Here is a 25,250-nt window from a genome sequence, read left to right as displayed (position 1 = left end):
AGAATTTAATACGGCGATTATCGCCGTATGACGAACAGTGATCAAGTCGCAACATTGACGGCAAGGCCGCCTATCCCGGCGCTCGCCTATCTGCTCACCGGATGCATCGCCGTGATCGGCTCGAACTCGCTGGTCCTCGGTCCGATAGCACCGGCGGTGGCGGCGTCGTTTGCGACGAGCGTGCCGGCCGTCATGATCGCGTCCGCCGCGTTCGGCCTCGGGACATCCGCAAGCGCCTTGTTCCTGGCCCGCTATATCGACCGGCTTGGCGCTCGCCGCATGCTGCAAGGGGCGTTGCTGCTGCTGGCGATAGCGCTCCTCGCCAGCGCCGCCGCGCCGACGGTAACCGCGCTGGCTGCGGCCCAGTTTCTCGCCGGCATCGCCGCGGGCGTCGCCATGCCGGCAATCTACGCCAGCGCCGCTGCGATCGCGCCGCCTGGCCGCGAAAGCGGGACGATCGGCGTCGTGCTGACCGGATGGACCCTGAGCATGGTGGCCGGCGTCTCATTGTCGGCGGTGCTTGCCGATCTGCTGCACTGGCGCGCTGTTTTCGCGGCGGTCGCAGTGCTTGCGGCGCTTGCATTGACCGGTCTTACGCTGACGTCGCTGAGCGATGTCAGGAAAAGTGGCCCGGCGCCGACGCCGCTCGGCGCCTTGGCCGTTCCCGGCATAGTGCCGCTTCTGGTCGCCTGCGGCGCCTTCATGACCGCCTTCTACGGTGTGTATGGCTATCTCGGCGATCACCTTCACAATGGCTTGGGACGGCCGGTCAGCGCGAACGGCTTGGCCGCGCTCGCCTATGGCGTTGGCTTCGGCATGGCGGCACTTCTTGACGGCGCGATCGATCGCCTCGGCGCGCGACGCGTCATGCCGTTCGCCTATCTGCTGGTCGCGGTCGTGTATGTCGCGCTTGCCGCATCAAGCGGCAGCCTCGGCCTGACCATCGCGATGGTGGCGGTCTGGGGCCTTGCCAATCATTTCGGGTTGAACGTCCTGGTGATGCGCCTCTCGGCGCTCGATCCGGCGCGGCGCGGCACGATCATGGGTTTGAACAGCGCGGTGACCTACCTCGCGGTGTTTGTCGGCACCACCGCCTTCGGACCGCTTTATTCCAGCTTTGGTTTTGCGGCATCTGCAATGGTCGCAGCGCTGCTCATGCTTGTTGCCGCTTCGGTGGCGGCGTGGCATTCGCCGCGGCCCGTGTAGTCGCGGAGCCACGCGGCGGCAGAGCTTGCGCTCCCCTCCTTTCCTTCGATAAATGCAAATGAAAGTGCCACGCGTCCTGAAGCGCTGTATACGGGTATCCGGCTGTGAGCCTGTCTGGACAAGCGATGAACATGACGCTTGAAACCACCGCCGACCCTTCGCCGAAAGAACTCGCTTTTCTCGGGGAGCGGCTCAGCGCGTTCAACGACAGCGAAGTCGGTCCGGCCAATAGGAAGGTGCTCGCCGTGTTCGTGCGCGACAAGCACGGCGCGGTTGTCGCCGGCATCTCGGGATACACCGCCTGGGGCTGGCTCTATGTGCAATGGCTGTGGGTTGATGAGCGACTGCGCGGCCAGCGCATGGCCGGCAGGATGCTGGACGCAGCCGAACAGGAGGCCGTCGCACGCGGCTGTCATGGCGCCCTGATCGACACGTTCAATCCGAAAGCGGCAAACGTCTATGAGCGTCAGGGATATCAGCCTTTCGGCGTGCTTCCCGATTTTCCCGTCGGCCGCGCCCGCGTCTTCTTGCAGAAGAAATTGTCGACTTGATCAGCCGGCAAGGCGCCCGCCGCGCATCGGCTGTGGCACCCCGGTAGTGGTCGGGAAGCTGATCGGCAGACCCCTGAGCACGCGAACCGCAAGGAAGGCAAAGCACTCCGCCTCCACCGCGTCACCCTTCCAGCCGAGCGCCTCCGCCGGCACGGCTTCGACGCCGGCGCGGCTGGCAAGCATGGCCATGATCGTCGGGTTGTGGCGGCCGCCACCGCTGACCACCAGCCGCTTCGGCCGGTGCGGCAGGAGGTCGAGCGCCTTGCTGACGGCTGCGGCGGTGAAGGCCGTCAGCAGTGCGGCGCCATCCTCAGCGTTCATCCCATCCGCCATGGCTGCGCCGAAATCGAACCGGTCAAGCGACTTTGGATAGGGCTTGGCCAGATAGGGATGCTGCAGGAGCTTGGCCAGCTTGGCTTCGTCGACGGTGCCGGTCCGCGCGAGCGCGCCGTCGCGATCCATGTCGCCAAGCCCTTTCGCTTTGATGAAATCGTTCAACGGCGCATTGGCCGGTCCGGTATCGAAGGCGACGACATAGTCCTTGCCGTCCCACCAGGTGATGTTGGCGACGCCGCCGAGATTGAGGACCGCCGTGTCGCCGCTGATATCGGCATCGCGCAGCAGCGCGGCGTGGTAGGCCGCGGACAGCGGCGCCCCTTGCCCGCCGGCGCGCATGTCGGCCGAGCGGAAGTCGTAGGCGACCTTGGTGCCCAGTATGGCATGCATCAATGCCCCATCGCCGAGCTGGCGGGTCTGGCCGAGCCGGCCGGTTTGCGGGGCGCGATGCAGCACGGTCTGGCCATGAAAGCCGACGACGCCGATATCGGCCATCGTCAGCCCGTAGCTTTCGACCAGGTCCTTGACGGCTGCTGACTGGGCGCGCGTCAGCGCTTCTTCAGCTTCGCCAAAGATCGCCGGCTCCGGTCCGGTGAAATTCCACACCCTGGCCTGGCGCAACGTCTCCTCCAGTAGGGTCCGGATCGACCTGGGGTAGGGCGCCAGCGTGTAGGTGCCGAAATCCGCGATGCGCTCGCCGTCGGTCTTGATCAGCGCGACGTCGATATTGCCGTCAAGGACGGTGCCGGTCATCAGGCCGACGGCCCAGATTGGTTCCATATCTATCCCTAGGCTCCGTTGACGAGATCGCCGACCGATTGGCGAAGCGCTGCGATCCCGCTGTTGAAATGACGTGTCGGATGGATCCGGTTGGTGAGCAAGGTCCATGCCTTGTCTTTGTCGAAGTCGATCCACAGCCCGGTACCGGTAAAGCCGGTATGCCCGATCGTCCCGGGGCTGCACAGCCGGCCGCCGGACCAGCCCTCATGGGGCCGCTCCCAGCCATGGGTGCGGGTCGAGGACAAGGGCGTGCGCATCAGCGCGATCGTACGCGCGGATGCGCCGGTCCCGTCCAGCACCCCTTTCGCAAAATCGAGGATCGATGCAGCCGTTCCGAACAGCCCGGCGTGACCCGCACCTTGCAGCGCCGAGCAATTGTCGTCGTGGACCTCGCCGCAGAGTACGCGATGACGCCAGGTGCAGTCTTCCGTCGCCGCCGAGGCATCCGGCTCGGCGGAGAACGCAAAGCCCGGGCCGGGGTCCATGTCGCGGATGGTCTTCCCCGACAGGCGCTCCAGGGCAAAGCCAAGCAGGATGAAATTGATATCGGAATAGACCGGTTCCCCGGCCTGCCATTCGCGCTGCAGGACGAAAGCCCGCAACAGCTCGGGGTCGCGCCCATAGGTGTAGATCGGTGCGACGGCGGGAAACGGCGTCTGGTGGCCGAGGCACTGGCGACACGTCACCCTCCGCTCCCAGGCCCTTTCATCGTACTGGCGAAGATCTGATAGAACCGAGATCAGCGGCGCGTCGAGATCGATGACGCCTTCCTCCGCCAGCGCCAGGATGCGTGGCGTCGTGAAGATGATTTTGGTCAGCGAGGCCAGATCGAACCAGGTCTCGATATGCATGGGCCTGACCTTCGGCACGATTTGAGCCGAGCCGGTTGCCCGGACGAAGCGTTGGCCGTCCCGGTCGACAACGCCGAGCACGCCGCCGGGAATGCGCGAGGCCGCCACCGCCGCTTCGAGAGGGGCGAAGGCACGAGAGAAGAGGTCGGCGAGGTCGGTCATCGCGCGCCTCCATCCGACAGTGTGTGGTCAAACCGAAAAGTTGGTGATCCTTCCCACCCCCCTCTGTCCTGCCGGACATCTCCCCCGCAAGGGGGGAGATCGGCAGTTTCGGCGCCCCGCTCACTTCTACAACGTCGGCGATTGGCGAAAACGGCGGCGACATCCGATCTCCCCCCTTGCGGGGGAGATGCCAAGTTTTGGCAAAGAGGGTAGGACAGAGGGGGGTGCTGTCCCGCTGCGTCTGGATAATTTTGGGTGATATCCATCACGCCTCCACCCTCGCTCTGTGATCCGGCCCGAACTTATCCCACTTGGCCGGACTTGGTTCAAATCCCAGCGGCCGCACCAGTGAGGGGACCTGGCGCGTATCAATCTCGAAACGCTCATGCCGCCGGTCGATGGTGGGAACGGCAGCAATAAGCTTCTTGGTGTAGGAGTGCTTCGGCTCCGACAACACTGATGTGGCATCGCCGATCTCGACAATCTGGCCGGCATAGATCACCGCGATGCGGTGAGCGATCCGTTCCACGACGGCCATGTCATGCGAGATGAACAGATAAGCCAGCCCGAACTCGCGCTGCAGGTCGACCAGCAGCTCCAGCACCCTGGCCTGCACCGAGACATCGAGCGCGGAGACCGCTTCGTCCAGGACGACGACGGAAGGGTTGAGCATCAGCGCGCGAGCGATGCACAGCCTTTGCCGCTGCCCGCCCGAAAATTCATGCGGGTATCGTTCAAGACTGCTTTCCGGCAGGCCGACGCGTTTCAGCAGCGCGGCCATTTTCGCCCGCGTCTGCGCGTTCACACGGCCGCCGGTGGCGATCACCGGTTCCGCCAGAATGCTCGCGATGGTGAGCCTGGGATTGAGCGAAGCGTAGGGGTTCTGGAACACCATTTGCACGGGCAGGGCGCTCTGCTCGGCGGCAGCCTTCCGTGCGCCGGCCGAGAATGTGCCGCGCGTCGATCGCACCAGCCCCAGGACGGCGCGCGCGGTGGTGGACTTGCCGGAACCGCTCTCGCCGACGATGGCCAAAGTTTCGCCGGGCATCAGGTCGAAATCCACACCGTCGACCGCATGCACGGCGCCGCTGGCGCGGCCGAAAAACCCTGATTTGACGGGAAACCGCACCACCAGGCCGTCGACCTTCAGCGCCGGCTCAGTGCCTTTGTCCTTTTCGCGTCGCCCGTCCGAACGCGTCGCGCGACCGCTGGCGAAATGCGGCACGGCGTGCAGCAGATGCTGCGTGTAGGGATGCTGCGGATGGTCGAGTATCTGGTTCAGCTCGCCTTGCTCGACGGCCTCGCCGCCTTGCATCACCATGATCTTGTCGGCGATGCCGGCGACCAGGCCGATGTCGTGCGTGATGAAGATCATCGACATGCCGGTCTCCCGCTTGAGCTCGGCGAGCAGCGCCATGATCTGCGCCTGCACCGTCACGTCAAGCGCCGTCGTCGGCTCGTCGGCGATGAGCAGGCGTGGATTGCAGGCGAGCGCCATGGCGATCATCACACGCTGCAGCATCCCGCCCGACAGCTGGTTCGGCGTGTATTCCAGCCGCCGCGCGGCATCGGGAATGCGTACGCGATCGAGCGCATCCTTCGCTGCTGCCGTGGCCTGCCGGCCGGTCAGGCCGCGATGCAGGCGAAATGATTCCTCGATCTGCGTGCCGATGGTCAGCACCGGATTGAGCGACGTCATCGGCTCCTGAAAAATCATGCCGATCTCGGCGCCGCGGATTTTTGTCAGTTGCTGCTCTGTCGCCGTCAACAGGTCGACGACGCTGTTGTCGGCCCGTCTCAGCTTGATCGAGCCGCCGGTGATGCGGCCGCCGCCATAATCGACGAGACGGTTGATTGACAGCGCGGTGACCGATTTGCCCGAGCCGCTTTCGCCGACGATTGCCAGTGTCTCGCCGTCGGCGAGGTCGAAACTGACGCCGCGAACGACCTCATTGGCTTCAGGGTTGCGGCCGAAGCCGACGCGAAGGTCGCTGACGGACAGAAGCGGAATCACGCGATCGACCTCCGCATCTTCGGATCGAGGATATCGCGCAAGGCATCGCCAAGCAGGTTGAAGCCCAGGATGCTGATCATGATGGCGAGCCCCGGGAAGATCATCAGCCAGGGGGCCGTTTCCATGAGGTTGCGGCTGTCGCTCAGCATCAAACCGAGCGACGCGGCGGGCGGCTGTGTGCCAAGGCCGAGGAAGCTCAAGCCGGCCTCCGTCAACAATGCCCAGGCCAGCGCCAGGGTGACCTGAACGGTCAACGGCGCCACCAGGTTGAGCAGCAAGTGCCGCGTGAGGATGTAGCTTGAACTGGAGCCGAAAGTGCGCGCGGCGTCGACGAATTCACGCGCCTTGAGCGACAGAGCAGGGCCGCGCACGACTCGCGTGAAGATCGGCGTGTAGACGATGGCGATGGCAACGATGCTGGTCCATGTTCCCGGCCCCGCAACCGTGACGATCAGCAGTGCCAGAAGGATCGCCGGGAACGCCAGCAGCACGTCCATGATGCGCATGAGCAGGCCGTCCCAGCGTCCGAACCACGCTGCCGCCAGCCCGAGGATGGTGCCGGCGAGCGTGGCGAAGGCGACCGAGAAGAATGCCACCGTGAAGGATTGGCCGATCCCGGTCATTAGCCGGCTTGCCACATCGCGGCCGAACAGGTCGGTGCCCATCCAGTAGGCGCTATCCGGCGCATGCAGCCGGTCGACGCGATACTGCATCAGCGGATTGTGCGGCGTCAGTCCCAGCATTCCGAGCACGGCAAGCAGCAGATAGAGCGCGACGATCGCACCGCCGATCCGGCCGCTGGTATGCGCGAAGATGGCACGCAGAATACGCATCAACGCTCCCCCAGCCGGATGCGCGGATCGAGTGCGACATAGGCGAGGTCGACCAGGAGATTGACGATCATGAAGTTGAAGGCGATGAACAAGACGCTACCCTGCACCAGCGCATAGTCGCGCTGCAGGATCGCATCCAGGACCATGCGTCCGAGACCCGGCAGCGCATAGATCTGCTCGACGATGACGGCGCCGCCCAGGAGGTAACCGAACTCGATACCGCTCAGCGTCACGACTGGGATCAGCGCATTGGGCAAGGCGTGGCGCCAGATGACGCTGCGGTTGGACGCGCCCTTGCTGCGGGCCGTCCTGACATAGTCGTCGCTCAGCACGTCGAGCATGGCCGAACGCGATATCCGGGTTACCGAGGCCGCGAAGGCAAATCCAAGCGTCACCGCGGGCAGGAGCAATTGGCCCAGATTGCGCAACGGATCCTGCCACAGGGGTGAAAACGCGCCCATCGCCGGCAGCACGCCAAAGCCGGCGGACAGAGTGTAGATGATCAGTAAGCCAAGGACGAAATTCGGCGTCGACTGACCGATCATCGCGACCACCCGCACGCCGAGATCCGACAGCTTCTCATTGTGCGTGGCGGCGAAAACCCCCGCCGGCATGCCGACCGCAAGCGCGATGATCATCGCCAGCAGCGCCAGCTCGAGCGTAAGCGGGAAGCGCTCGAGGATGACGTCGAGGACCGGCTTGCCATAGGTGACCGAGATGCCCAGATTGCCGTGCAAGAGACCGAGCAGCCAGCGCCAGTACTGGATGAACCAGGGCTGGTCGATGCCGAAATAGGCCGCAAGCGCATCACGCTGGGCGGGCGTAAGGAGGCCGGCTTCGGTCCCCAGCATCGCCGTGATCGAGTCGCCCGGAACCATCCGGATCGCCACGAAAACGAGAACGGACACGCCAATCAGGACGAGAGGAAACGTCGCCAGCCGTCGCATCAGATAGTTCACGCGAAGAATACCTCTCGGGCGATGGGTCCGAAGCCGGAATTGGTTACTGCTGGAGCGTCACCTTGGCGAGGCTGAACAGCGATCCCGTAGGCACGGGCACGAATCCCCCGACATTCTTCTGCTGGGCCGTATAGCTGTACGAGGTGTAGAGCCAGATCCAGGGCGACATCTCGGTGATATGCTTCTCGAAATCGCCAAAGATCACCTTGCGCGCCGCCGGGTCGGTCTCGGTGCGGCCCTTCTGCATCAGGCCGTCGAGCGTGTCATCGATATAGTTCGCCACCTTCTGCAGATTTCCGGCCTTGGTCCAGTAGCGATTATACATGGTGTAGGGATCGGCCCTGCCGCCGTTCAAGGCGATGGCCATGTCGAAATCGCCCTTCAGCCAGGCATCGACATAGACATTGAGCTCCATCATCTTGATGTCGAGCTTCACACCGATCTCGGCGAGCTGCGACTGGATGACCTGGGCTTCGGCTGCCGCCGTCGGCGGCTCGCCGGTGGCGCCGATCACGCTCGCTGAAAAGCCGTCGGCATAGCCGGCCTCGGCCATCAGCTTCTTGGCCTTCTCGATGTCGCGCGTGTAGCAGAACAATTGGTTCGGATCGGTCGCCAGAGCAGGGATCGTCAGTGGACCGGTGATCTTGCCTTCGCCAAGCGAGGCGGTGTCCAGCACCTCCTGCCGGTCGATGGCGCAAGAGATGGCTTGACGCACCTTGAGCTCGGTCATCGGTTTGCGTGACGGATTGAGCTGCAGCACGTGATAGGCAAGAACCGGCATGCGGTTCAATTGCAGGCCGGCTTCCTTTGGAACCAGCGTGGCGACAAGCGGGTCGTTGAGCAGCGCGAAATCGATCTGCTTGGTACGCAGCGCCGCCAGGATCGCCGTTTCGTCCGGAAGCACCGAGATGTCGATGCCCTCGACGCCGGTCGCGCCACCGGCCCAGTCGTTGTTGGCGACAAGCACTTCCTTGGAATTCGGATCCCATTTCTCGAGCTTGAACGGACCCGAGCCGATCGTCGTCGTGCCGATCGAGCCGGCTGCGATTTCGCTGGCAGGGACAATGGCTGCGTTGATGTCGCTCATCGCCGTCAGGATCGGAACATCCGGCTGCGACAGGTGAAACACGACAGTGGCCGGATCTGGCGTATCGATGCTGGCGATCGAAAGAAAGTTGGCGCGGGCGGCTGCACTTGTCTTTTCATCGAGTATCCGCTCGAACGATGCCTTCACATCGGCTGACGTCACCGCTGCGCCGTTCTGGAATTTTGCTTTCGGATTGAGCTTGAAGGTCAGCTCCTTGCCGTCCGGCGAGAACTGCCAGGAATCGGCGATGGCCGGGGTGATCTGCAGGCTGGTGTCGAGCCGCACCAGCGGTTCGTAGATCAGCTCCAGCAGCCGCAGTGACGAGAAGGCCGTCTGCTTGTGCGGATCAAGCCCGGTGGCGTCCTGTGACCAGGCCATACGCAACGTCGCCGCATCCGCCTGCACCGGGACTGCCGCAATGCCGAGCAGTGCCGCCAAGGCAATGCCAGATAGCGTCATGCCGGAAAGCAGTTTCTTCGTAAGGTGCTGTACCATCGTCGTCTCCCATGTGATCGAACTTGATGCCTTGCAGTTCCCCGGACCGCTTCAAAGGGACACGTGCCTCCAGAATATCGGCCCAGTCTATCGGCCCAGTATCCATGCGGCTTCACACCGTCTTTTCGCCTATCGCCTTTCGCAGGAACCCTCCCGCATTGCCAAGCGCCTTGCGCGCCTCTTCGACGCCCATGCCGGTGATCGTCACCAGGATCGCCAGCTTGACGTCATTGCCGGTCTGGTCGAGTGCCTGTCGTGCCTGTTGCGCAGCGCAGCCGGTCGTCTGCATCACCATCCTGACGGCCCTGGCGACGAGCTTCTTGTTGCTGGGATTAAGGTCCACCATCAGGTTCTGATAGCTCTTGCCGATCCGGATCATGCTGGCGGTCGTCAGCATGTTGAGGACGAGCTTTTGCGCCGTTCCCGACTTCAGCCGGGTCGAGCCGGTGAGAACCTCGGGGCCGACAAGCGGAGAGATGGCAATGTCGGCAATGCCGGCAATAATCGATCTGGGGTTGCAGGACAGCGCTACGGTCGTCGCTCCCACCTGCTTTGCATAGGTCAAGCCGCCAATGACATAGGGCGTGCGCCCGCTGACCGCGATGCCGACCACCACATCGTCGGCGGTGAGATTGATCTCCTGCAGGGCCTTCATGCCCTGTTTTGGATCATCCTCTGCGCCCTCAGCGGACCGCACCAGCGCATCGGGACCGCCGGCGATCAGGCCCACCACCATGGTCTCGGGCACGCCGAAAGTCGGCGGACACTCCGAAGCGTCGAGCACCCCCAGCCGGCCGCTCGTGCCGGCACCCATATAGACAAGCCGCGCACCTTTCTGGAAAGCACCGACGATCCGGTCTACGGCGGCGGCGATTTCCGGAATGACCTTCTCGATGGCGGCCGGAACGCCTCTGTCCTCGTCATTGATCTTGCGCAGGATATCGATGGTCGGCAGCAGGTCGATATCCATCGTCTTCGGGTTCCGATCCTCGGAAACCAACCGCTCCAGCTCCGACATCAACCCTTGTTCGCTCATCCACTTGCTTTCAAAGTTCTTGCCGTCGGCAGCAAGTACTAATGTGATGCCGCGCCAAGCGTCGACCAGTGCCAGCGGGCGGCATTGGCTTCGTGTCGGCTGTCCCGGTTTCTGCTTTGTTAACTTTCTAGAATTGAATATTCGCAGTGTCAACGGATGGTGGAATATAATATTCCTTAACGTTGGAAACGCTATCGGTCACCAAGGGGACTTTTTGGCCAGGATGATGGCCCCTGAAACGGCGTCGCCATCGGCGGGCTTCAGACGCCGGCGGACGTCGGGAGCAAGCCATGGTTCGAGCGGGCTGGACAACCCACCGAGCAACGTCACCCGTGGCGCGCCTTTTTCGAAAAGCACACGCACGAAAGTATCGACGTGCTCGGCCGCACTTTGCACGATGCGCCGTCCGACCGGATCCCCCTGGTCGGCGTGGCGGATCACCATCGGTGCGAAGGCGGCATAGTCGGTCGCTGTGGCGCGGTCCATCCAGGCGACCGCCTCGATCGGGTCGTCCTTGAAACGCTGCATGACCTCCGCCAGCAGCGCCGTCCGATCGTGCCGGCCATCGTGGGCGCGCAAGGCGAGCTGCACGGCCTTCAGTCCAAGATCGGCGCCGCTTCCCTCGTCGGAGATCGGAAAGCCGTAGCCGCCGACGCGCAGCTCGCGCCCGTCGACAAAACCGATGCCGATCGAGCCGGTGCCGGCAATGACGATGGCGCCGTCCTGGCCCGAATGCGCGCCAAGGCAGGCGCCGACGCCGTCGCTGACGAAGTCAATGCTGGCAAAGGGATGTGCAATCGCTCGAAGCGCCTCCAGCGCACCCTTGCGCCCGATGCCGGCGAGGCCAATTCCTGCCCGGATCCGGGCGATCTCCGCCGTCCCGAAACCTGCCTCCTCGATCGCCGCGCCAAACGCTTTGGCAACGGAGGCCCAGGCCGCATCGATGCCGAGCCGCGTCGTTGCCGGGCCCGACAGGCCTTGCCCCAGCACCGTTCCCGCTTCGTCTTCGATGCGCGCCCGGCAGCCGGTTCCGCCGCCGTCGACGCCCAGGAAATAATGCGCAGACGCGGCGGCGGCACTCATCCGCTTATCCGCTCGATCTGAGCGCCGCACAGGCGGAGCTTGCGGTCCAGCTGCTCGTAGCCGCGGTCAAGGTGATAGACCCGGTTGATGACTGTCTCGCCTTCGCAGACCAGCGCCGCCAGCACCAGCGAGACGGAGGCGCGCAGATCGGTGGCCATCACCTGCGCGCCCTTCAGCTTCTCACCGCCGCGCACCAGCGCCATGGTCCCTTGCAGCTTGATGTTGGCGCCGAGCCGCATCAGCTCGGGCACATGCATGAAGCGGTTCTCGAAGATCGTCTCGCGCAACAGCGATGCGCCGTCGGCACAGCACATCAACGCCATGAACTGGGCCTGGAGATCCGTTGGAAAGCCAGGGTAGGGTTCTGTCGCAACGTCGACCGCCCTGAGAGGTCCGTCCCTCAACACGATCAGTCCGCGATCGCCGGGCCAGACCTTCACGCCGGTGGCCTCGAGCAGCTGCACCACCGATGCCATGTGCTCGAGCCGTGCATGGGTCAGCTCGAGCTGGCCACCGGTGATGGCTGCGGCAATCGCGTAGGTGCCGGCCTCGATCCGGTCCGGGATGATGTCGTGCGTGGCAGCACGCCAGTTGCTGCTGCCCTCGATCAGGATGCGGTGCGTGCCGGCACCCTCAATCCGGGCACCCATGGCGTTCAGGCAGGCGGCGAGGTCCGCCACCTCCGGCTCGCGCGCCGCATTGAGGATTTCGGTCTCGCCCTTCGCCGCGGTCGCGGCCATCATCGCGGTTTCGGTCGCTCCGACCGACGGCGAGCTCAGCACGATGCGCGCGCCTCTCAATCCGGTCGGCGCTGAAGCAACAATCAACCCGTTCTCGATGGCAATGTCGGCGCCAAGTGCGGCGAGCGCCGCGACATGCATATCGACCGGTCGTGCGCCGATCGCGCATCCGCCAGGCAGCGAAACCCTTGCCTGCCCGAAGCGGGCAAGCAGCGGGCCGAGAACAAGGACCGTCGCGCGCATGCGCCTGACCGTGTCGTAGGATGTCTCCTTCGAGAGGGCAGCACTTGTATCGATGGTGGCGGCACGGGCCGATCTGGTGACCTCGGCGCCGTGAAGCGTGACGACCCCAAGCATATTTTCGACATCGGTCACATCAGGCAGGTTCGTCAGCTCCAGCGGGTAGGGGCTGAGCAGCGCCGCCGCGATCTGCGGCAGAGCCGCGTTCTTGGCGCCGGAGATCGTCACCGCGCCTTGCAGCCTCTGTCCGCCGACGATCCGCAATTTGTCCATGGCTCTGGAACCTTATCTGTCGTCTCTGCGAGACTACGCCCTTGCAAGCTGTCTTTCATGTTCGAATCGAGGGCCGAACCTATATCGGTTCGAGAGTCGATGGATCATTCTTGGCTGTCAATCAGAGTTGGAATAATTTATTCCTTGAGCTGGCATTGCCCAGAACCGGTGACCGGCTGGCGTCTTGAACAGCGCAAAGGAACTTGATGTCCGTCCTGAAGAAGATCGAGGCCAGGCTCGAAACCATGGCGCCCGGTGATCGCCAGATCGGGCAATTTATCATCGACAACCCGGACCGGATGCTGCGCCTGTCGACGGCGGCTCTCGCGGCCGAGATCGGCCGCAGCCAGTCGAGCGTCGTCAAGTTCAGCCAGAAGCTCGGCTATGCCAGCTATCAGGAGCTGAAGCTCGCGGTCAGCGAGGCGAAGTTGCAGGAATGGCAAGTGCCGGCTGGAGTGATCCACGGCTCGATCGAGGTCGGCGACAGCTACCAGATCATCCTGAAGAAGCTGATCGGCAGCAAGCTTCTGTCGATGCAGCAGACCGTCGCCGCCAACAGCGAGCGGATCATCTCCAGGGCGCTGGAAATGCTGGACCGCGCGCGTCGTATTCATCTGGTCGGCGTCGGCGCCTCCTCGCTGGTGGCGCGCGATTTTTCCTACAAGCTGATGAAGCTCGGCCGTAATGTGCTGCACGACAGCGACAGCCATGTGCAGATGGCCAACGTCTCGACGCTCGGACCCGGCGACGTGCTGTTCGCGCTCTCCTATTCCGGTGCCAGCATCGAAACCTTGCGGATAGCCGAACTTGCCCGTAAGCGCGGCACGACGGTGATCGCCGTCACCGGCCTGCATGACAATCCGTTGAGCCGCGTCGCCGACATCCGCCTCTACACTATCGCCGACGAAGAGCGGGCACGCTCCTCGTCCATCACCGCACGCGATGCGCAGCTGACGCTGACCGACTTGCTGTTCATCCTGCTCGTGCAAAAGCAGCCGGACGCCAATGACTATGTCCACAACAGCGAAGTGGCCGTCTCGGTGCTGAAAGCGGACCGATCCTCGTAACGTGAGAAACCGGGTTCGATCCCCGACCCGCCGCGATTCAAGTATCTCGACCGCGCCGAGGAGCGCGGCTTTCAGAACTACCGGCCCAGAAGGTTGCGTTCGACTGTTCTGAGGTGGCCGAGCATCGCATCGCTTGGTTGGCGCTTTCCGGTTCACGATGCTGCATTGCGCTCTCTTCGCAAACAAATGTTGACAATAGCATCTGTTGTTGTTGTTGATATCGAAAATGTTCGGCCACAGAATGAACGGGCCGGGTGAGGCGATGGACGACCTTGGAGCACAGGAACAAGCGGTTCTGGATCTCATCGCGGCGAATCCCTTCGCCGGCCAGCAGGACATAGCAACGTCGCTCGGCATTGCCCGCTCGACCGTCGCGGCCCACATCGTGCAGCTCGTAAACAAGGGCTACATTCTTGGTCGCGGCTATGTCTTGCCGGCATCCAAGCGCATGATCTGCATCGGCGGCGCAGTTCTGGACCGTAAGTATCACGCCAAGAAGGATCTGATCTTCGGGACGTCGAACCCGGTCGACGGCTATCGCAGCTTCGGCGGCGTCGCCCGCAACGTCGCCGAGAACCTTGTCCGCCTCGGCGTCGACATAAGCTTCGTCTCGATTGTCGGCGACGACGAGACCGGCCGCTCGCTGGTGCGGCATCTGCGCGACCTCGGCGCCGATGTCAGCCAGGTGATCACCACCACGGAGCGGCCGACGGCGGAATATGCAGCGATCCTCGACCTCAATAACGATCTCGTGCTCGGCATCGCCGACATGGAGATATTCGATCTGTTTTCGCCCTCCTATCTCGACCGCTTCTGGCCGCATCTGGCTTCGGCGACATGGGTGTTCATCGATTGCAACCTGCCGGCTGCGACGATCAAGTCGCTGATGTCACGCAAGCAGGGCGCGCGCTTCAAGCTCGCCGTCGACACGGTGTCGTCGCCGAAATCGGCACGCCTGCCGAAGGACCTGACCGGCATCGATCTTTTGTTCACCAACCATGACGAGGCCAATATGATGCTTGGCATCACCGATGCCGACAGGCGGCTGAAGCCGAAGGAGGCTGCGGCGGCGCTGCGCGCGGCCGGCGCCAGCGAGGTGATCGTGACCATGGGCGCTCATGGATTTGCAGTGGCGACCGAGAGCGGCGTGGCGACGATGCGTTCCGTCCCGGCCCGCGCCGTCGACATCACCGGTGCAGGCGACGCGATGATTGCCGGCACCATGTACAAGGTGCTTTCGGGAGATCCCGTTCCTCACGCTGCGCGCACCGGCGCGCTGCTCGCCACGCTGACCACCGAGAGCGAATCCAGCGTTCATCCCGATCTGTCGCCGCGCTTCCTCACCGCCGGCATGTACCGAATTCCCGCCTGAACGCGAGCCGAACCCTGAAAGCGAAATTGACGATGAAACCTTCCCTTCTCCACCTGAACGACGAAGTCGCGGCAGCACTTCGTGAAGGCCGCGCGGTGGTGGCCCTGGAATCGACGATCATCACCCATGGCATGCCTTTTCCTGCCAATCTGGAGACTGCGCGTGGCGTTGAAACCGTGGTGCGCGAGAACGGTGCTGTGCCCGCCACGATCGCGGTGGTCGCCGGCAAGATCAAAGTCGGGCTCGGTGACCGGGAGCTGGAGCAGCTGGCAGCGGCAAAAGACGTGGTCAAGGCCTCCGGGCGCGACCTCGCCGCCATCATGGTGGGCGGCGGCTCGGCCGGAACCACGGTTTCGGCGACGATGCGGATCGCCGCACTCGCCGGCATCGGCATTTTCGCGACGGGCGGCGTCGGCGGCGTGCATCGTGGCGCCGAGGCCACTTTCGATATCTCGGCCGACCTGACCGAACTCGGCCAGACCGGCACGACCGTCGTCTGCGCCGGCGTGAAATCGATCCTCGATATTGCAAAAACGCTGGAATATCTGGAGACCCAGCGCGTGCCGGTGATTGCCTATCAGAGCGACGATTTTCCGGCCTTCTATACGCGCTCCAGCGGACTGAAAGCCGATCACCGCCTCGATACGCCGGAGGACATTGCGCAGGCCATGCTGCTGCACGAGCAGATCGGCTCGTGCACCGGCATCCTCGTCGCCAATCCAATTCCGGAAGTGGATGCGCTCGATCCGGCCTTCATCGACGGCACGATCGCGGCGGCGGTGGCCGAAGCCGAGACACGCGGCATCGAGCGTAAGGAACTGACGCCGTTCCTGCTCGCCCGTATCAATGAGCTTTCGCAGGGTCGCAGCCTGAAGGCCAATATTGCGCTGGTCGGCAACAACGCCGCGCTCGCTGCCCGCATTGCCGTGGCGCATGCGCGGTTGAAGCGCGTGGGCAGTTAGAGTCAGCACCAGTCCTGCGCTACCGGCCTTCGATCTCCAGCCTCATTGGGGCGGCACGTCACGTATGCTAGCCGCCGGCGCGAGGTCGAAGACCCGCCCGGTATTGAGGATATTGTTCGGATCGAAAGCCGCTTTCAAGCGCCGCATGGCCGCGATCTCGGCATCGCTGCGCACGAGGTGCAACCATTCCTTCTTGTCGAGGCCGATGCCATGCTCGGCCGAGACGCCGCCGCCAGCCTCAGCGACGCCCCGATAGACGATATCGTATGCGGCCGCCGGATCCACGGTGCGCACCTGATAGTGCAGATTGCCATCGCCGAGATGGCCGAAGACGTAGATGTCGGCGTTGCGGTCAACGGCCTGGATTGCCGCTTCAGCTTCCCGCAGGAAAGTCCCCATCCGCGCCAGCGGAATGCTGATGTCGACGCCGACCAGGTCTTTTATCGAAAACAGGAAGCGATTGGCGTCCTCTCGCACCGCCCACAGCGCGCGGAATTCGCGCGGCGACTGCGAGACCACCACGTCGTCGATCACGCCGTCCTCGACCGCCTGCATCAGCACAGCGGCAAAACGTTCGCCGTCGCGGTCGGGCTCGCTGCCCTGTATCTCGGCGAGCACATAGACGGGCGAGCCGACGGGCAGCGGCGCCGGCGCATCCATGCCGGCGACCATGGCGCCATAGAGCGGCGCGAAATTCACTTCATAGGCCGAGAGCAGGGGTCCAAGTCTCTGTCTGAGCAGACCGAGCAGCGCGATCGCCGCGTCGAGCGAAGCAAGCGCGCAGAAGGCGTTGACCTCGGTGGCCGGCTTCGGGTGCAGCCGCAGGCAGGCGCGCGTGACGACGCCCAGCGTGCCTTCGCTGCCAATGAAGAGCTGGTTGAGATCATAGCCGGAATTGTCCTTGGGCAAGCCCTTGAGCGACGTCAGGATGCTACCGTCGGCAAGCACCGCTTCCAGCCCGAGCACCTGCGCGCGGTACATGCCGTAGCGCAGTACGCGGATACCGCCGGCATTGGTGGCGACATTGCCGCCGACCGTGGCCGTGCCGCGCGCGCCGATGTCGACGCCGAACAGCAAGCCGGCCGCATCGGCCGCGTCCTGCACCATCTGCAGCGGCGCGCCGGCCTCGGCGACGATCGTCGCCGCCTCGCGGTCGGGGGTCTCGATCGCCGTCATGCGCTCCAGCGACAGCACCGCTTCGCCGGGCTGGATGCGAGCCGCACCGGCAAGCCCGGTCCGGCCGCCCTGGACGACAAGGCTTTGCCGCGCCTCGTTGCACAGGCGCAGTATGTCCGACACCTCGCCGGCCGTGCGCGGACGCAAGACGAACTCCGGCAGTGCGCTGGTCTTGCCGTCGGGATCTTCCCTGTAGCGCGGTCCGGCCTCATCGGCCGAAACGATCGCTGATCTGTCCAGCCGTTTTTCCAGCCGCAACAGGAGCTCGGCAACCTTCTGTGACATGGGGCTCACTCGTTCGCCCTAGGCGCCTCGGCCTCGGCGCGAACCAGCTTGATGTCGGCTCCCGCGGCCCAGGCGTCGATATCTTCCCGGCGCAATGCCGCCGCCATCATGTCCGGAAACAAATCCGGCGTGCAGGCGAAGACCGGAATGCCAAGTGCGGCAACCGAACCTGCCATTGCCGGATCGTAGCCGGGCCGGCCTTGGTCGGTCAGTGCCAGAAGCACGACGACATTGACGCCGGATCGAACCAGCGCCGCCAGCCGCCGCAGCAACTCCTGTCCATTGCCGCCTTCGTAGAGGTCGGTGATCAGCACCAGATGCGACTTGGTTGGCCGCTCGATACGGTCGGCGCAATAGGCGACGGCCTGGTTGATATCGGTGCCGCCGCCAAGCTGCACGCCGAACAGCACTTCGACGGGATCGCTGAGTTCTTCGGTAAGGTCGACTATGGCCGTATCGAAACAGACGAGCTTGGTGCGCACGACCGGCAGCGAGGCCATCACCGCCGCGAAGATCGAGGCGTAGACGACCGAGCTTGCCATCGAGCCGGACTGGTCGACGCAGAGAACGACTTCGTCAAGATCGACCAGCCGGCGCTGCTTGCGCATGAAACCAACCAGCTTCTCCGGCACGATAGTTTTGTGCTCGGGCTGGTAGTGGCGAAGGTTCGCCGAGATGGTGCGCTGCCAGTCGATATCGCGCGCACGCGGACGGTTGGTGCGCTTCGATCGGTCGAGCGCGCCGCGTATCGTCTCGGCGGTCTTCTGCTCCAGCTTCTGCATCAGCATGGCGACGATGTCGGCGATGATCGTGCGGGCGATGTCCTTGGTCTTGGCCGGCATGACCGAACGCAGCGAAATCAGGTCGGCGACCAGGTTGACGTCCGCCTCGATCGCCTTGAGGAACTCCGGCTCCATCAGCATCTGCTTCAGGTCCAGCCGTTCGAAAGCGTCCTTCTGGACAATCTGAACGACCTGCGCGGGAAAGAAGGAGCGAATGTCGCCCATCCATTGCGCAACGCGCGGTGCCGAGCGGCCAAGCCCGCCACGCCGCTTGCGCGGGTCACTGGCCGCCGCGCTGGCACCATCGCCGTAGAGAGCATCGAGTGCCGCCGAAAGTCGTTTGTCGTCGCTGGAAAGTGCCGCCGACGCCTCGTCATCGGCGCCGATCGCCAGGCGCCAGCGGCGCTCCCCTCCGGCATCTGCAGTGAGTGGGCCGGGCCCGTTCATTTCGCCCTCGTCATCCATTGCCGTTTCCTCCCATGAGCAATGGTCCAAGCTGTTCCAGGTGTCGGCGCCATGCCTCGCCGCCATCCGGCGTCGGCGTTAGGCCAGCCGGCAAGCGCGCGGCGCGGCCGAGAACCGCTTCGATCAGCCGCCGGCGCTCCATGCTGTCCAGATTGGAAAAGACGCGGCGCAGCAACGGCAGGTGCGCGATGAAAGCATCTTCGTCGAGAGATTTGAGCCAGGAATCGACCGCGCCGCGCAGACCTTCGTCATAGATCAGCCGTTGACCGGCTGTGCTGAAGAAGCCCTCGAAGAACCCCGCCGCCTCGGCGACTGGCGTGCCCGGCGACAGGCGTCGCGCGAGCAGCCCGGCTGCGGCTTCGGCGGACAGGCGGCCGGCCTCGTAGAGCAGGTGCGCGGCGCATCCGGCCAGCAGCGCCGTCGCCCTTGACCCCTCCAGCACGGCAGCCAGCCCGTTGCGCCATCCGTTCAGCACGTCTTCCCCGGGCTCGACCAGCCTGATCGCCTCATCGGCCTTGCGCATCGCGCTAGCCAGCGTCGCGGCGGCCTGCTCATCCAGGTCGCGTGCCGCATAGGGAAGCGCGATCGCACCTTCGACGATCAGCCGCTCCATGAGGCCGGAAAGCCGGTTCGTCTCCGTTTTGCGGGCCTCGCCGTAGCGGATGATGTCGGCGAGCGGCGGCACCGAGGCCAGAATCTCCAGGCATTCGCTGCTGCGCGCCGCGCGCGCCTCCAAGGCCGCGAGACCGGCCGTCGATGCTTCCGACAGGCCTGCCGTGATGGCGCCCTGGACCAGTGCCGCAAGAGTATCGAGGGTTGCTGCGGCTTCGATCATCTGGATCAGGCGGCCGTTGGCGGCCTTTTCGATGGTCGGCCCGTAGATCAGGTTCTCCACCAGGCGAACGGCATATTCCGGCTCCCAGGCCAGGGTCCACCGCTCGCGGAAGGTGCCACGGCTGCGACCGGCGTCCGTCAACTTGCCCCAATGCACACCAAGCACGTTCAGCCGATGCAGCAATGTCGAACGAAACAGCCCGCTGTCGCTTCGCAGGTCGACGGATAGTTCCCGCTCCAGCGCTTCAGGTTTCAGCCGCGCCGCCTTCTGGTTGCGCTGCAGATCTTCGATCAACGGCGCCAACGGCGTGTCGGGTGGAATTTCGCCGACGTCCGCACCTAGAAGCAGCTCGGCCTCGACCAGGGCCCACAGCAACGCTTCGCCATTGAACAGAGCCGCAATTGCGGCGTCGCGCAATTCCTCAAACCCGGGTTTCGGCCGCTCGCGAATCGCGGCGAGCGTGCGGGCGAGCCGCTCCGCTTCGATCAGCGAAGCGGTCGAGACCAGGTGACCCTTCACGCGCAGCACCGCTGCAATCATTGCAAGCCACAAGGTTGCTGCATCGCGCCGGCCGCGCGTGCGCCAGAGATGCTTGCACCAGCCGGGTGCGACGACGCCCGCGCCATAGCCGTAGCCCAGCGCCAAACGCGGGCCCGTCCACGGCGCCCATGTCATCGTGCTCTTGCGCCTTGCAATCCCCTTGAGCAGGGCTTGATCGTTTTTCTGCGTGTGTGTCGCCTGCAGTGCCGGCACATGCCACGCCCCGCAGACGACGGCGATAGTTCCGTCGAATTCCTTGCGCGCCGCAGCGATTTCGAGCCGCATATGCGCTTCGCGCTGGGCCTCGAACTGCGCGATCGAGCCTTCACCATCCCTTAGCGTCGTCATCGCGTCGGAGATGGCCGCGAATATGGGGCCTGGTTCCGGATTCTGCTCGATGATGTCCGACCACCAGCTTTCGCCATCCTCATAGCCGGCGGCGCGGGCCAGCGTGCCTATCGGATCACGCCGATGCGGAGCCACGTCGTCATGCTCGCTTGCTTCTTTCGCTTCGCCAGCATCGACTTTTTCCGCGCCATCGGCCGCCGCTGCCGTCAAGCGCGCCGACGACGGCAGGTCGATGAAGCGCAACGCCGCCTTGTTGTCCACGGCCCAAAGGACCGCCTGATATTCCGGCGAGAACTCGGCGAATGGCCAGAAGCTTGTCGAAGCCGGATCCTCCTCCGGATAGCAAAGCAGTGCTACCGGCGGCTGCATCTCCGGGCGGGCCAGCAACGGCAGTAGCGCGGAGGCATCGATCGGCCCCTCGATCAGCACGGCTTCCGGCTGCAAATCCTGCAATGCCTGCACAAGGCTGTCGGCGGAACCCGGCCCGTGATGGCGTATGCCGAAATAGGCGACGTCGCTGTGTCCCATGACGCGTCAGATCGCTGCGTTCAAGGCCGCATAGTAGCCGGCATAGTCAGGCCGCTTCTTGAGCACTGTTTCCAGATATTCCTCAAGCACTGCCTTGTCCTGTACCGGATCTTTCACGATCGCGCCGACAAGGCTGGCGGCGAGACCTTCGGCGCCGAGCTTGCCGCTGTCGAACCACGCCGCCTGGCTCAGCCCGCCAACCATCGTCGCGATCGCCTCGGCGGTCGACAGCGAGCCCGAGGGCGTCTTCAGCGTCACCTTGCCGTCGGCGGTCGCACCGGATCGCAATTCACGGAAGATGGTCAATACCCGGGCTATCTCCTCGCCGACATTTTTCGGCACCGGCAGGTCGAGCCCGCCGGCCATCTCATCGACCCGCTTGGAGACGATCGCCACCTCTTCAGCCATGTCTTCCGGCAATGGCAGCACCACGACATTGAAGCGACGCTTGAGTGCCGAGGAGAGTTCATTCACTCCTTTGTCCCGGTTGTTTGCCGTGGCGATGATGTTGAAGCCGCGCTGGGCATAGATCGATGTGTTCAATTCCGGGATCGGCATCATCTTTTCGGAAAGTACAGTGATCAGCGTGTCTTGCACATCCGAGCCCATGCGCGTCAGTTCCTCGAGCCGGCAGAGCTTGCCGGTCTGCATGGCGCGGTAGAGCGGCGTCGGCACCAATGCTTCCTGGCTCGGGCCCTTTGCCAGAAGTTGTGCATAGTTCCAGCCATAGCGGATCTGGTTCTCGTCGGTGCCGGCCGTGCACTGCACGATCAGCGTCGAGTCGCCCATGATGGCGGCGGCCAGATGTTCCGACACCCAGGACTTGGCCGTTCCGGGAACGCCGAGCAGCAACAGTGCGCGGTCGGTGGCGAGCGTTGCCACCGCGGTCTCCATCAGTCGGCGGCGACCGACATATTTTGGCGTTACCGGCGTGCCGTCACCGGCCTTCCCGCCCAGCAGATAAGTCAGCACAGCTTGTGGAGAGAGGCTCCAGCCGGCCGGCTTTTGCCTGTCGTCACTGCGCGCCAGCGCCTGCAATTCAGAGGCATAGGCCTGCTCGACCGGGAGACGGATGGCAGCGTTCATATGAATTCTCCGGATTGATCATGTGTCGGTTCTAGACTGATATTCGGCCAGCGCCGCGTTGAGACGCAGGACACCGAGTGATGGGGCTGCGGGCGGCATGCCGGCTGCGACGACCTCGTCGATCAATTTTGCTGCTGTGGTCGCCGTGGCAAGGAAGCCGATCGTTTCCAGTATATCGTCGGCGCCCCGGCGCATGGCGTCGTCGTTTCCCGCAACGGCGGAACGCAGCGCCGCAAGAGCCGACCCATTCGAAAGATCGTCCCATTCCAGCCAGCCAGCATCAATGCCTTCCGCCAGATTGATCGCGTTGAGGTAATTCGCCTCCTTGAGGATCAGCCGGACGAGGGCTCGTTTTCTGCGACTGTCCAGGCGCGGCGTGAGCAGTACGAACAGCGCTGGCTTGCCGCCATCGGCGACAAGTGCGTCCGCCATATGCGTCACCGCGACGTCGCTCCCCGAAGCGGCGACCATTCGTGCGATCAGGATGTCGGCATTGTTGTCGGCGCCGAACTGCCAAGCTCCTATGAACTCAGGTTCGGTAGCACTGAACCGCGCGGCCAGGTCGACCAGATTGCAGGTCTCGAACAATTCGGCGCGACGCTTTTCCTGCGCCGGCGATTTCAACTTCGCCGGCGTGTAGATGCTGCGGCGGCGGATGAAGCCGGATTTGCCTTCGCTGATGAAAGCGGCGAGTTCAGCTGCGGGATCACCCGGTCCGCCATCGTTTGAACGGCCGTGCTCTCCCAACCTTGCCAGCAGCCGGCCAGCCAGTTCGCGCACCTTGCCGGACCTGTCGGCGGAGAGGCTTTTAAGGAACGGCGCGTCCTCAGGATTCAGGCCGAAGCGCATGAGCTCGACGAGCGCAAGCCTGACCTCGGCGGGCTCGCCCGATGCCTTGGCCTCGACCAGCATTCGGGCCGAAGCCGGTTCACTGCGGCGCATGTCTGCCAGCGCGATGCGTCGCGCGGCGGGATAGAACTCATCCCAATTTTCCGCCGTCAGTTTCTCTTGCGGGGCATGTCTCTCCCCGTCCACGCTTGCTTGCCAGTCGATCCAGGGAGCGTAGACGTCCGGACTGTTCTGATCCGACGCGATGGGCATCCAGTCCATCGGATGGAGGACAAAGCCGCGGCTGGCGACAAGCGTCACCACGCGCGTCTTGCGTCTCGCGTCGGCGGCGTGTTTCAGAGCGGCTCTCAACAGCGGCCGCAACCGCTCCGGCAGCATAGGGAGCGCAAGCCTGGGCAGCGGCGGTCGGCGCCTGAGTGTCTTCGGCGCCGCCGGCCGCAGGGCGACGTCGAGCGCCTGTGCTGCGATTGCCAGAAGCCGGCGCTCCTGCTCGTCGGGACTTGCACCGCCGGCGATTGTCTTCCAGGCGGTTGGAGCCAGATCGAAGGTGGCTCCGCCGGTGATCCAGCAATCGCGCATTGTCGCCAGGCCTGTTTGCTCGCTCTCATTCACGACAGGTCGAGCCTCCCGAATCCGCTTTGCGCCGCCAGGAGGTCAAGCCTGGCGCCATCCCAGAGCGCTGCCGTGGCCGCAAGGTCGAGGCCGAGCAATGTTTGATTGACAGCGCCGGCGATCGGCAAGGCTATCCCTTGCGGATCGCCCGCGGCCTGCCACCAGCCTGTGCCGCGGTCATCGACCAGGATCGCACCAGGCGGCAGCAAGAGAGGACAATCGGTAATCCAAGGCGCTGCATCCTGATAGGAAGCATGCCCGGCGAGTGGGTCCTTTGTAGCGCCCAAGCTGAAATCAGGCCATGCGCCGGACATCACGTCACCCATGCGTTCCGCCACCAGTGCGCGCAGCGGTTTGCGGGCTGGGTAGAAGACCAGCCGGGCATCGAAACGATCACCCGGAGCAAAAGCGTTGGACCGGCGTCCGGCAGAAGCCGGAAAATAATCGAGCAGCACGGCAAATTGCGGGGTAGTGCTCTTCAGATCGAGCAGCCAGGTCGAATGGCTGACGAGACCGTCGCGGCGGCTCTCGATCTTCTCGCCCAGAACTTCCCAGAAGCTTTCGACCTGTCTTGCATCGGGACTGGCCAGAACCTGTTCGCGGGTTTCCGATGTCGATACGAGTCGCTTCAATTCGGGATCATCCGGCGCCGCCCGCCATGCCTTGGCTAGCAGCACAAGCTTGCCAAGCTCACGGATCGCCGCATCCGGTCTTTCTTCGCTGCGCAGCGCCATCAGCCGCGAAGGGATCTCGTCGATGCGGCCGGCAAGCGCGGTTGCCTTCATGTCGACCAGCCGCGCGGCAATCCGGCGGCAACGGTCGCTGCTGCCGTCGACAAACCCGGAAAGACCAAGCCGCAACTGGTCGGCGATCCATTGGTCGAGCTCATCGAGCGCCGCCGACACTGCTTGTCGAGTGTCTTCCGCCCGCTTGCGCTGCGCTGCCTCGCGACGCTCCACCGCCGCAACGTCTTCGACCGCGGCGCTCTCGTCCGTCCGTGCGGCGTCATCGATGCTCTTGGCCGCCGCACCGGCTATCGGTTGCGCTGGCGGTGGCGTCGTCTTCCTGCGCCTGCCAAGCCAGTCATTCACCCATTCCGGCGAGGATTCGGCCGCGGCAAAACTGGCTGGCGCGGTGGCGGCAATCCACATCAGGGCCAGCGTGTGCTTGCAGGGGAATTTTCGCGACGGGCAGGTGCATTTGTAGCCGTGATCGCCCGTGTCGACCACCACCCGATAAGGATTGGAGCCGGAGCCCTGGCATTCACCCCAGATGAGCGCCTGCTGCTCATTCCGCTCGAGCCGCGGCCAGTTCGATCGCTTGGTCAGTTTGGAGGCGGCGCTCAGCGACGCTTGATCGGGAGCAAGCGCCTCAATGGTCTTCAAATCGAATTCCAAGCCGCGCCCCTCGTGACTCGAACCAAACGCCTGTCGCCAGGATAGACAGCCGTTTGTGAAGAATTATTGTAGCTCTGGTGAAGCGAAGATCGATACGTCTCTGCCCCTGTTCTAATGTGCCCGAATCCGCCTGATCTGCAAGCGAGGTCTACCGCCGTTCGGCAGGCAGGGCATTTTCTGCAAACGGCCTTCGCCAGTTCCAGCAACGCGCGGTGTCGGACGGCGGAGCAGGCATGGGTCCCAGGCAGTTGCAAACCATAAATCTGGTCAGCCGGCTGAGCCACCTAGCCAACCTGAGCG

The 25,250-nt window shown here is 64.1% G+C and carries 20 protein-coding genes; 5 read left to right on the top strand and 15 right to left on the bottom strand.

All coding sequences use genetic code 11. From position 1 onward, the window contains the following. The first annotated feature begins 27 nt into the window (after nt 1–27). Entirely contained in the window at nt 28–1,206 is a 1,179-nt protein-coding gene (locus tag CIT26_RS25325) for an MFS transporter (protein ID WP_095495097.1), read from the top strand. Nucleotides 1,207–1,331: 125 nt separating this feature from the next. Then, nucleotides 1,332–1,757 (top strand): GNAT family N-acetyltransferase, encoded by a 426-nt coding sequence (locus CIT26_RS25320; protein ID WP_095495096.1) that lies wholly within the window; start codon nt 1,332–1,334, stop codon nt 1,755–1,757. Here CIT26_RS25320 and CIT26_RS25315 read toward each other — a convergent pair whose 3' ends face one another. From CIT26_RS25315 to murA, 9 genes are all read right to left on the bottom strand, one after another. Further along, nucleotides 1,758–2,873, bottom strand: a complete 1,116-nt coding sequence (locus CIT26_RS25315) for an anhydro-N-acetylmuramic acid kinase (protein ID WP_095495095.1) — start codon at nt 2,871–2,873, stop codon at nt 1,758–1,760. An 8-nt stretch (nt 2,874–2,881) separates the two neighbouring features. Further along, nucleotides 2,882–3,886 carry a serine hydrolase domain-containing protein gene (locus CIT26_RS25310; RefSeq protein WP_095495094.1) on the bottom strand — a complete coding sequence of 335 codons (1,005 nt, stop codon included), beginning with the start codon at nt 3,884–3,886 and terminating at the stop codon, nt 2,882–2,884. 265 nt (nt 3,887–4,151) lie between these two features. Continuing rightward, a complete protein-coding gene (locus tag CIT26_RS25305) occupies nt 4,152–5,900 on the bottom strand; it encodes an ABC transporter ATP-binding protein (RefSeq protein ID WP_095495093.1) in 1,749 nt (582 codons plus the stop codon). After that, on the bottom strand, nt 5,897–6,733 hold the full coding sequence (locus CIT26_RS25300; RefSeq protein WP_095495092.1) for an ABC transporter permease: 837 nt from the start codon (nt 6,731–6,733) through the stop codon (nt 5,897–5,899). Before CIT26_RS25300 ends, CIT26_RS25305 begins: the two co-directional genes overlap by 4 nt. Further along, nucleotides 6,733–7,692, bottom strand: a complete 960-nt coding sequence (locus CIT26_RS25295) for an ABC transporter permease (protein ID WP_095495091.1) — start codon at nt 7,690–7,692, stop codon at nt 6,733–6,735. The genes CIT26_RS25300 and CIT26_RS25295 overlap by 1 nt, the downstream gene beginning before the upstream one ends. Nucleotides 7,693–7,735: 43 nt before the next feature. Beyond that, nucleotides 7,736–9,274, bottom strand: a complete 1,539-nt coding sequence (locus tag CIT26_RS25290; RefSeq protein WP_095495090.1) for an ABC transporter substrate-binding protein — start codon at nt 9,272–9,274, stop codon at nt 7,736–7,738. Nucleotides 9,275–9,386: 112 nt separating this feature from the next. Then, nucleotides 9,387–10,310 (bottom strand): N-acetylmuramic acid 6-phosphate etherase, encoded by a 924-nt coding sequence (murQ, locus tag CIT26_RS25285; RefSeq protein ID WP_095495089.1) that lies wholly within the window; start codon nt 10,308–10,310, stop codon nt 9,387–9,389. A gap of 198 nt (nt 10,311–10,508) precedes the next feature. Then, nucleotides 10,509–11,393: a glucosamine kinase nucleotide-binding domain-containing protein gene (locus tag CIT26_RS25280; protein WP_095495088.1), complete on the bottom strand. Its 885-nt coding sequence runs from the start codon at nt 11,391–11,393 to the stop codon at nt 10,509–10,511. Then, nucleotides 11,390–12,646 (bottom strand): UDP-N-acetylglucosamine 1-carboxyvinyltransferase, encoded by a 1,257-nt coding sequence (gene murA, locus CIT26_RS25275; protein WP_095495087.1) that lies wholly within the window; start codon nt 12,644–12,646, stop codon nt 11,390–11,392. Before murA ends, CIT26_RS25280 begins: the two co-directional genes overlap by 4 nt. A 206-nt stretch (nt 12,647–12,852) precedes the next feature. Here murA and CIT26_RS25270 point away from each other — a divergent pair, with 206 nt between their 5' ends. The 3 genes from CIT26_RS25270 to CIT26_RS25260 all read left to right on the top strand — a co-directional run bounded on the left by CIT26_RS25270 (nt 12,853) and on the right by CIT26_RS25260 (nt 16,047). Continuing rightward, complete coding sequence (locus CIT26_RS25270; RefSeq protein WP_095495086.1) at nt 12,853–13,713, top strand: MurR/RpiR family transcriptional regulator; 861 nt, start codon at nt 12,853–12,855, stop codon at nt 13,711–13,713. 226 nt (nt 13,714–13,939) lie between these two features. After that, nucleotides 13,940–15,085, top strand: coding sequence for a carbohydrate kinase (locus CIT26_RS25265; protein WP_245319546.1), 1,146 nt, complete (start codon nt 13,940–13,942; stop codon nt 15,083–15,085). 32 nt (nt 15,086–15,117) lie between these two features. Continuing rightward, complete coding sequence (locus CIT26_RS25260; protein ID WP_095495085.1) at nt 15,118–16,047, top strand: pseudouridine-5'-phosphate glycosidase; 930 nt, start codon at nt 15,118–15,120, stop codon at nt 16,045–16,047. Between the two features lie 42 nt (nt 16,048–16,089). Here the strand turns inward: CIT26_RS25260 and CIT26_RS25255 are convergent, their stop codons facing one another. The 6 genes from CIT26_RS25255 to CIT26_RS25230 are packed head-to-tail and all read right to left on the bottom strand — an operon-like array spanning nt 16,090 to nt 24,950. Further along, nucleotides 16,090–17,508, bottom strand: a complete 1,419-nt coding sequence (locus tag CIT26_RS25255) for an FAD-binding oxidoreductase (RefSeq protein ID WP_095495084.1) — start codon at nt 17,506–17,508, stop codon at nt 16,090–16,092. Nucleotides 17,509–17,513: 5 nt separating this feature from the next. Beyond that, entirely contained in the window at nt 17,514–18,755 is a 1,242-nt protein-coding gene (locus tag CIT26_RS25250; RefSeq protein ID WP_095495083.1) for a VWA domain-containing protein, read from the bottom strand. Further along, on the bottom strand, nt 18,748–21,006 hold the full coding sequence (locus CIT26_RS25245; protein WP_095495082.1) for a DUF5682 family protein: 2,259 nt from the start codon (nt 21,004–21,006) through the stop codon (nt 18,748–18,750). The genes CIT26_RS25250 and CIT26_RS25245 overlap by 8 nt, the downstream gene beginning before the upstream one ends. 6 nt (nt 21,007–21,012) lie before the next feature. After that, on the bottom strand, nt 21,013–22,092 hold the full coding sequence (locus tag CIT26_RS25240; RefSeq protein WP_027152558.1) for an ATP-binding protein: 1,080 nt from the start codon (nt 22,090–22,092) through the stop codon (nt 21,013–21,015). Between the two features lie 18 nt (nt 22,093–22,110). Beyond that, nucleotides 22,111–23,553 (bottom strand): DUF5691 domain-containing protein, encoded by a 1,443-nt coding sequence (locus tag CIT26_RS25235; protein WP_095495081.1) that lies wholly within the window; start codon nt 23,551–23,553, stop codon nt 22,111–22,113. Continuing rightward, nucleotides 23,550–24,950, bottom strand: a complete 1,401-nt coding sequence (locus CIT26_RS25230) for an SWIM zinc finger family protein (RefSeq protein WP_095495080.1) — start codon at nt 24,948–24,950, stop codon at nt 23,550–23,552. The genes CIT26_RS25235 and CIT26_RS25230 overlap by 4 nt, the downstream gene beginning before the upstream one ends. Nucleotides 24,951–25,250 lie beyond the last annotated feature (300 nt).

The organism is Mesorhizobium temperatum (assembly GCF_002284575.1).
Classification (GTDB): Bacteria; Pseudomonadota; Alphaproteobacteria; order Rhizobiales; family Rhizobiaceae; genus Mesorhizobium; species Mesorhizobium temperatum.
The sequence above is the reverse complement of the archived record's forward strand: the minus strand, read 5'-3'. Positions and strand labels throughout refer to the sequence as shown.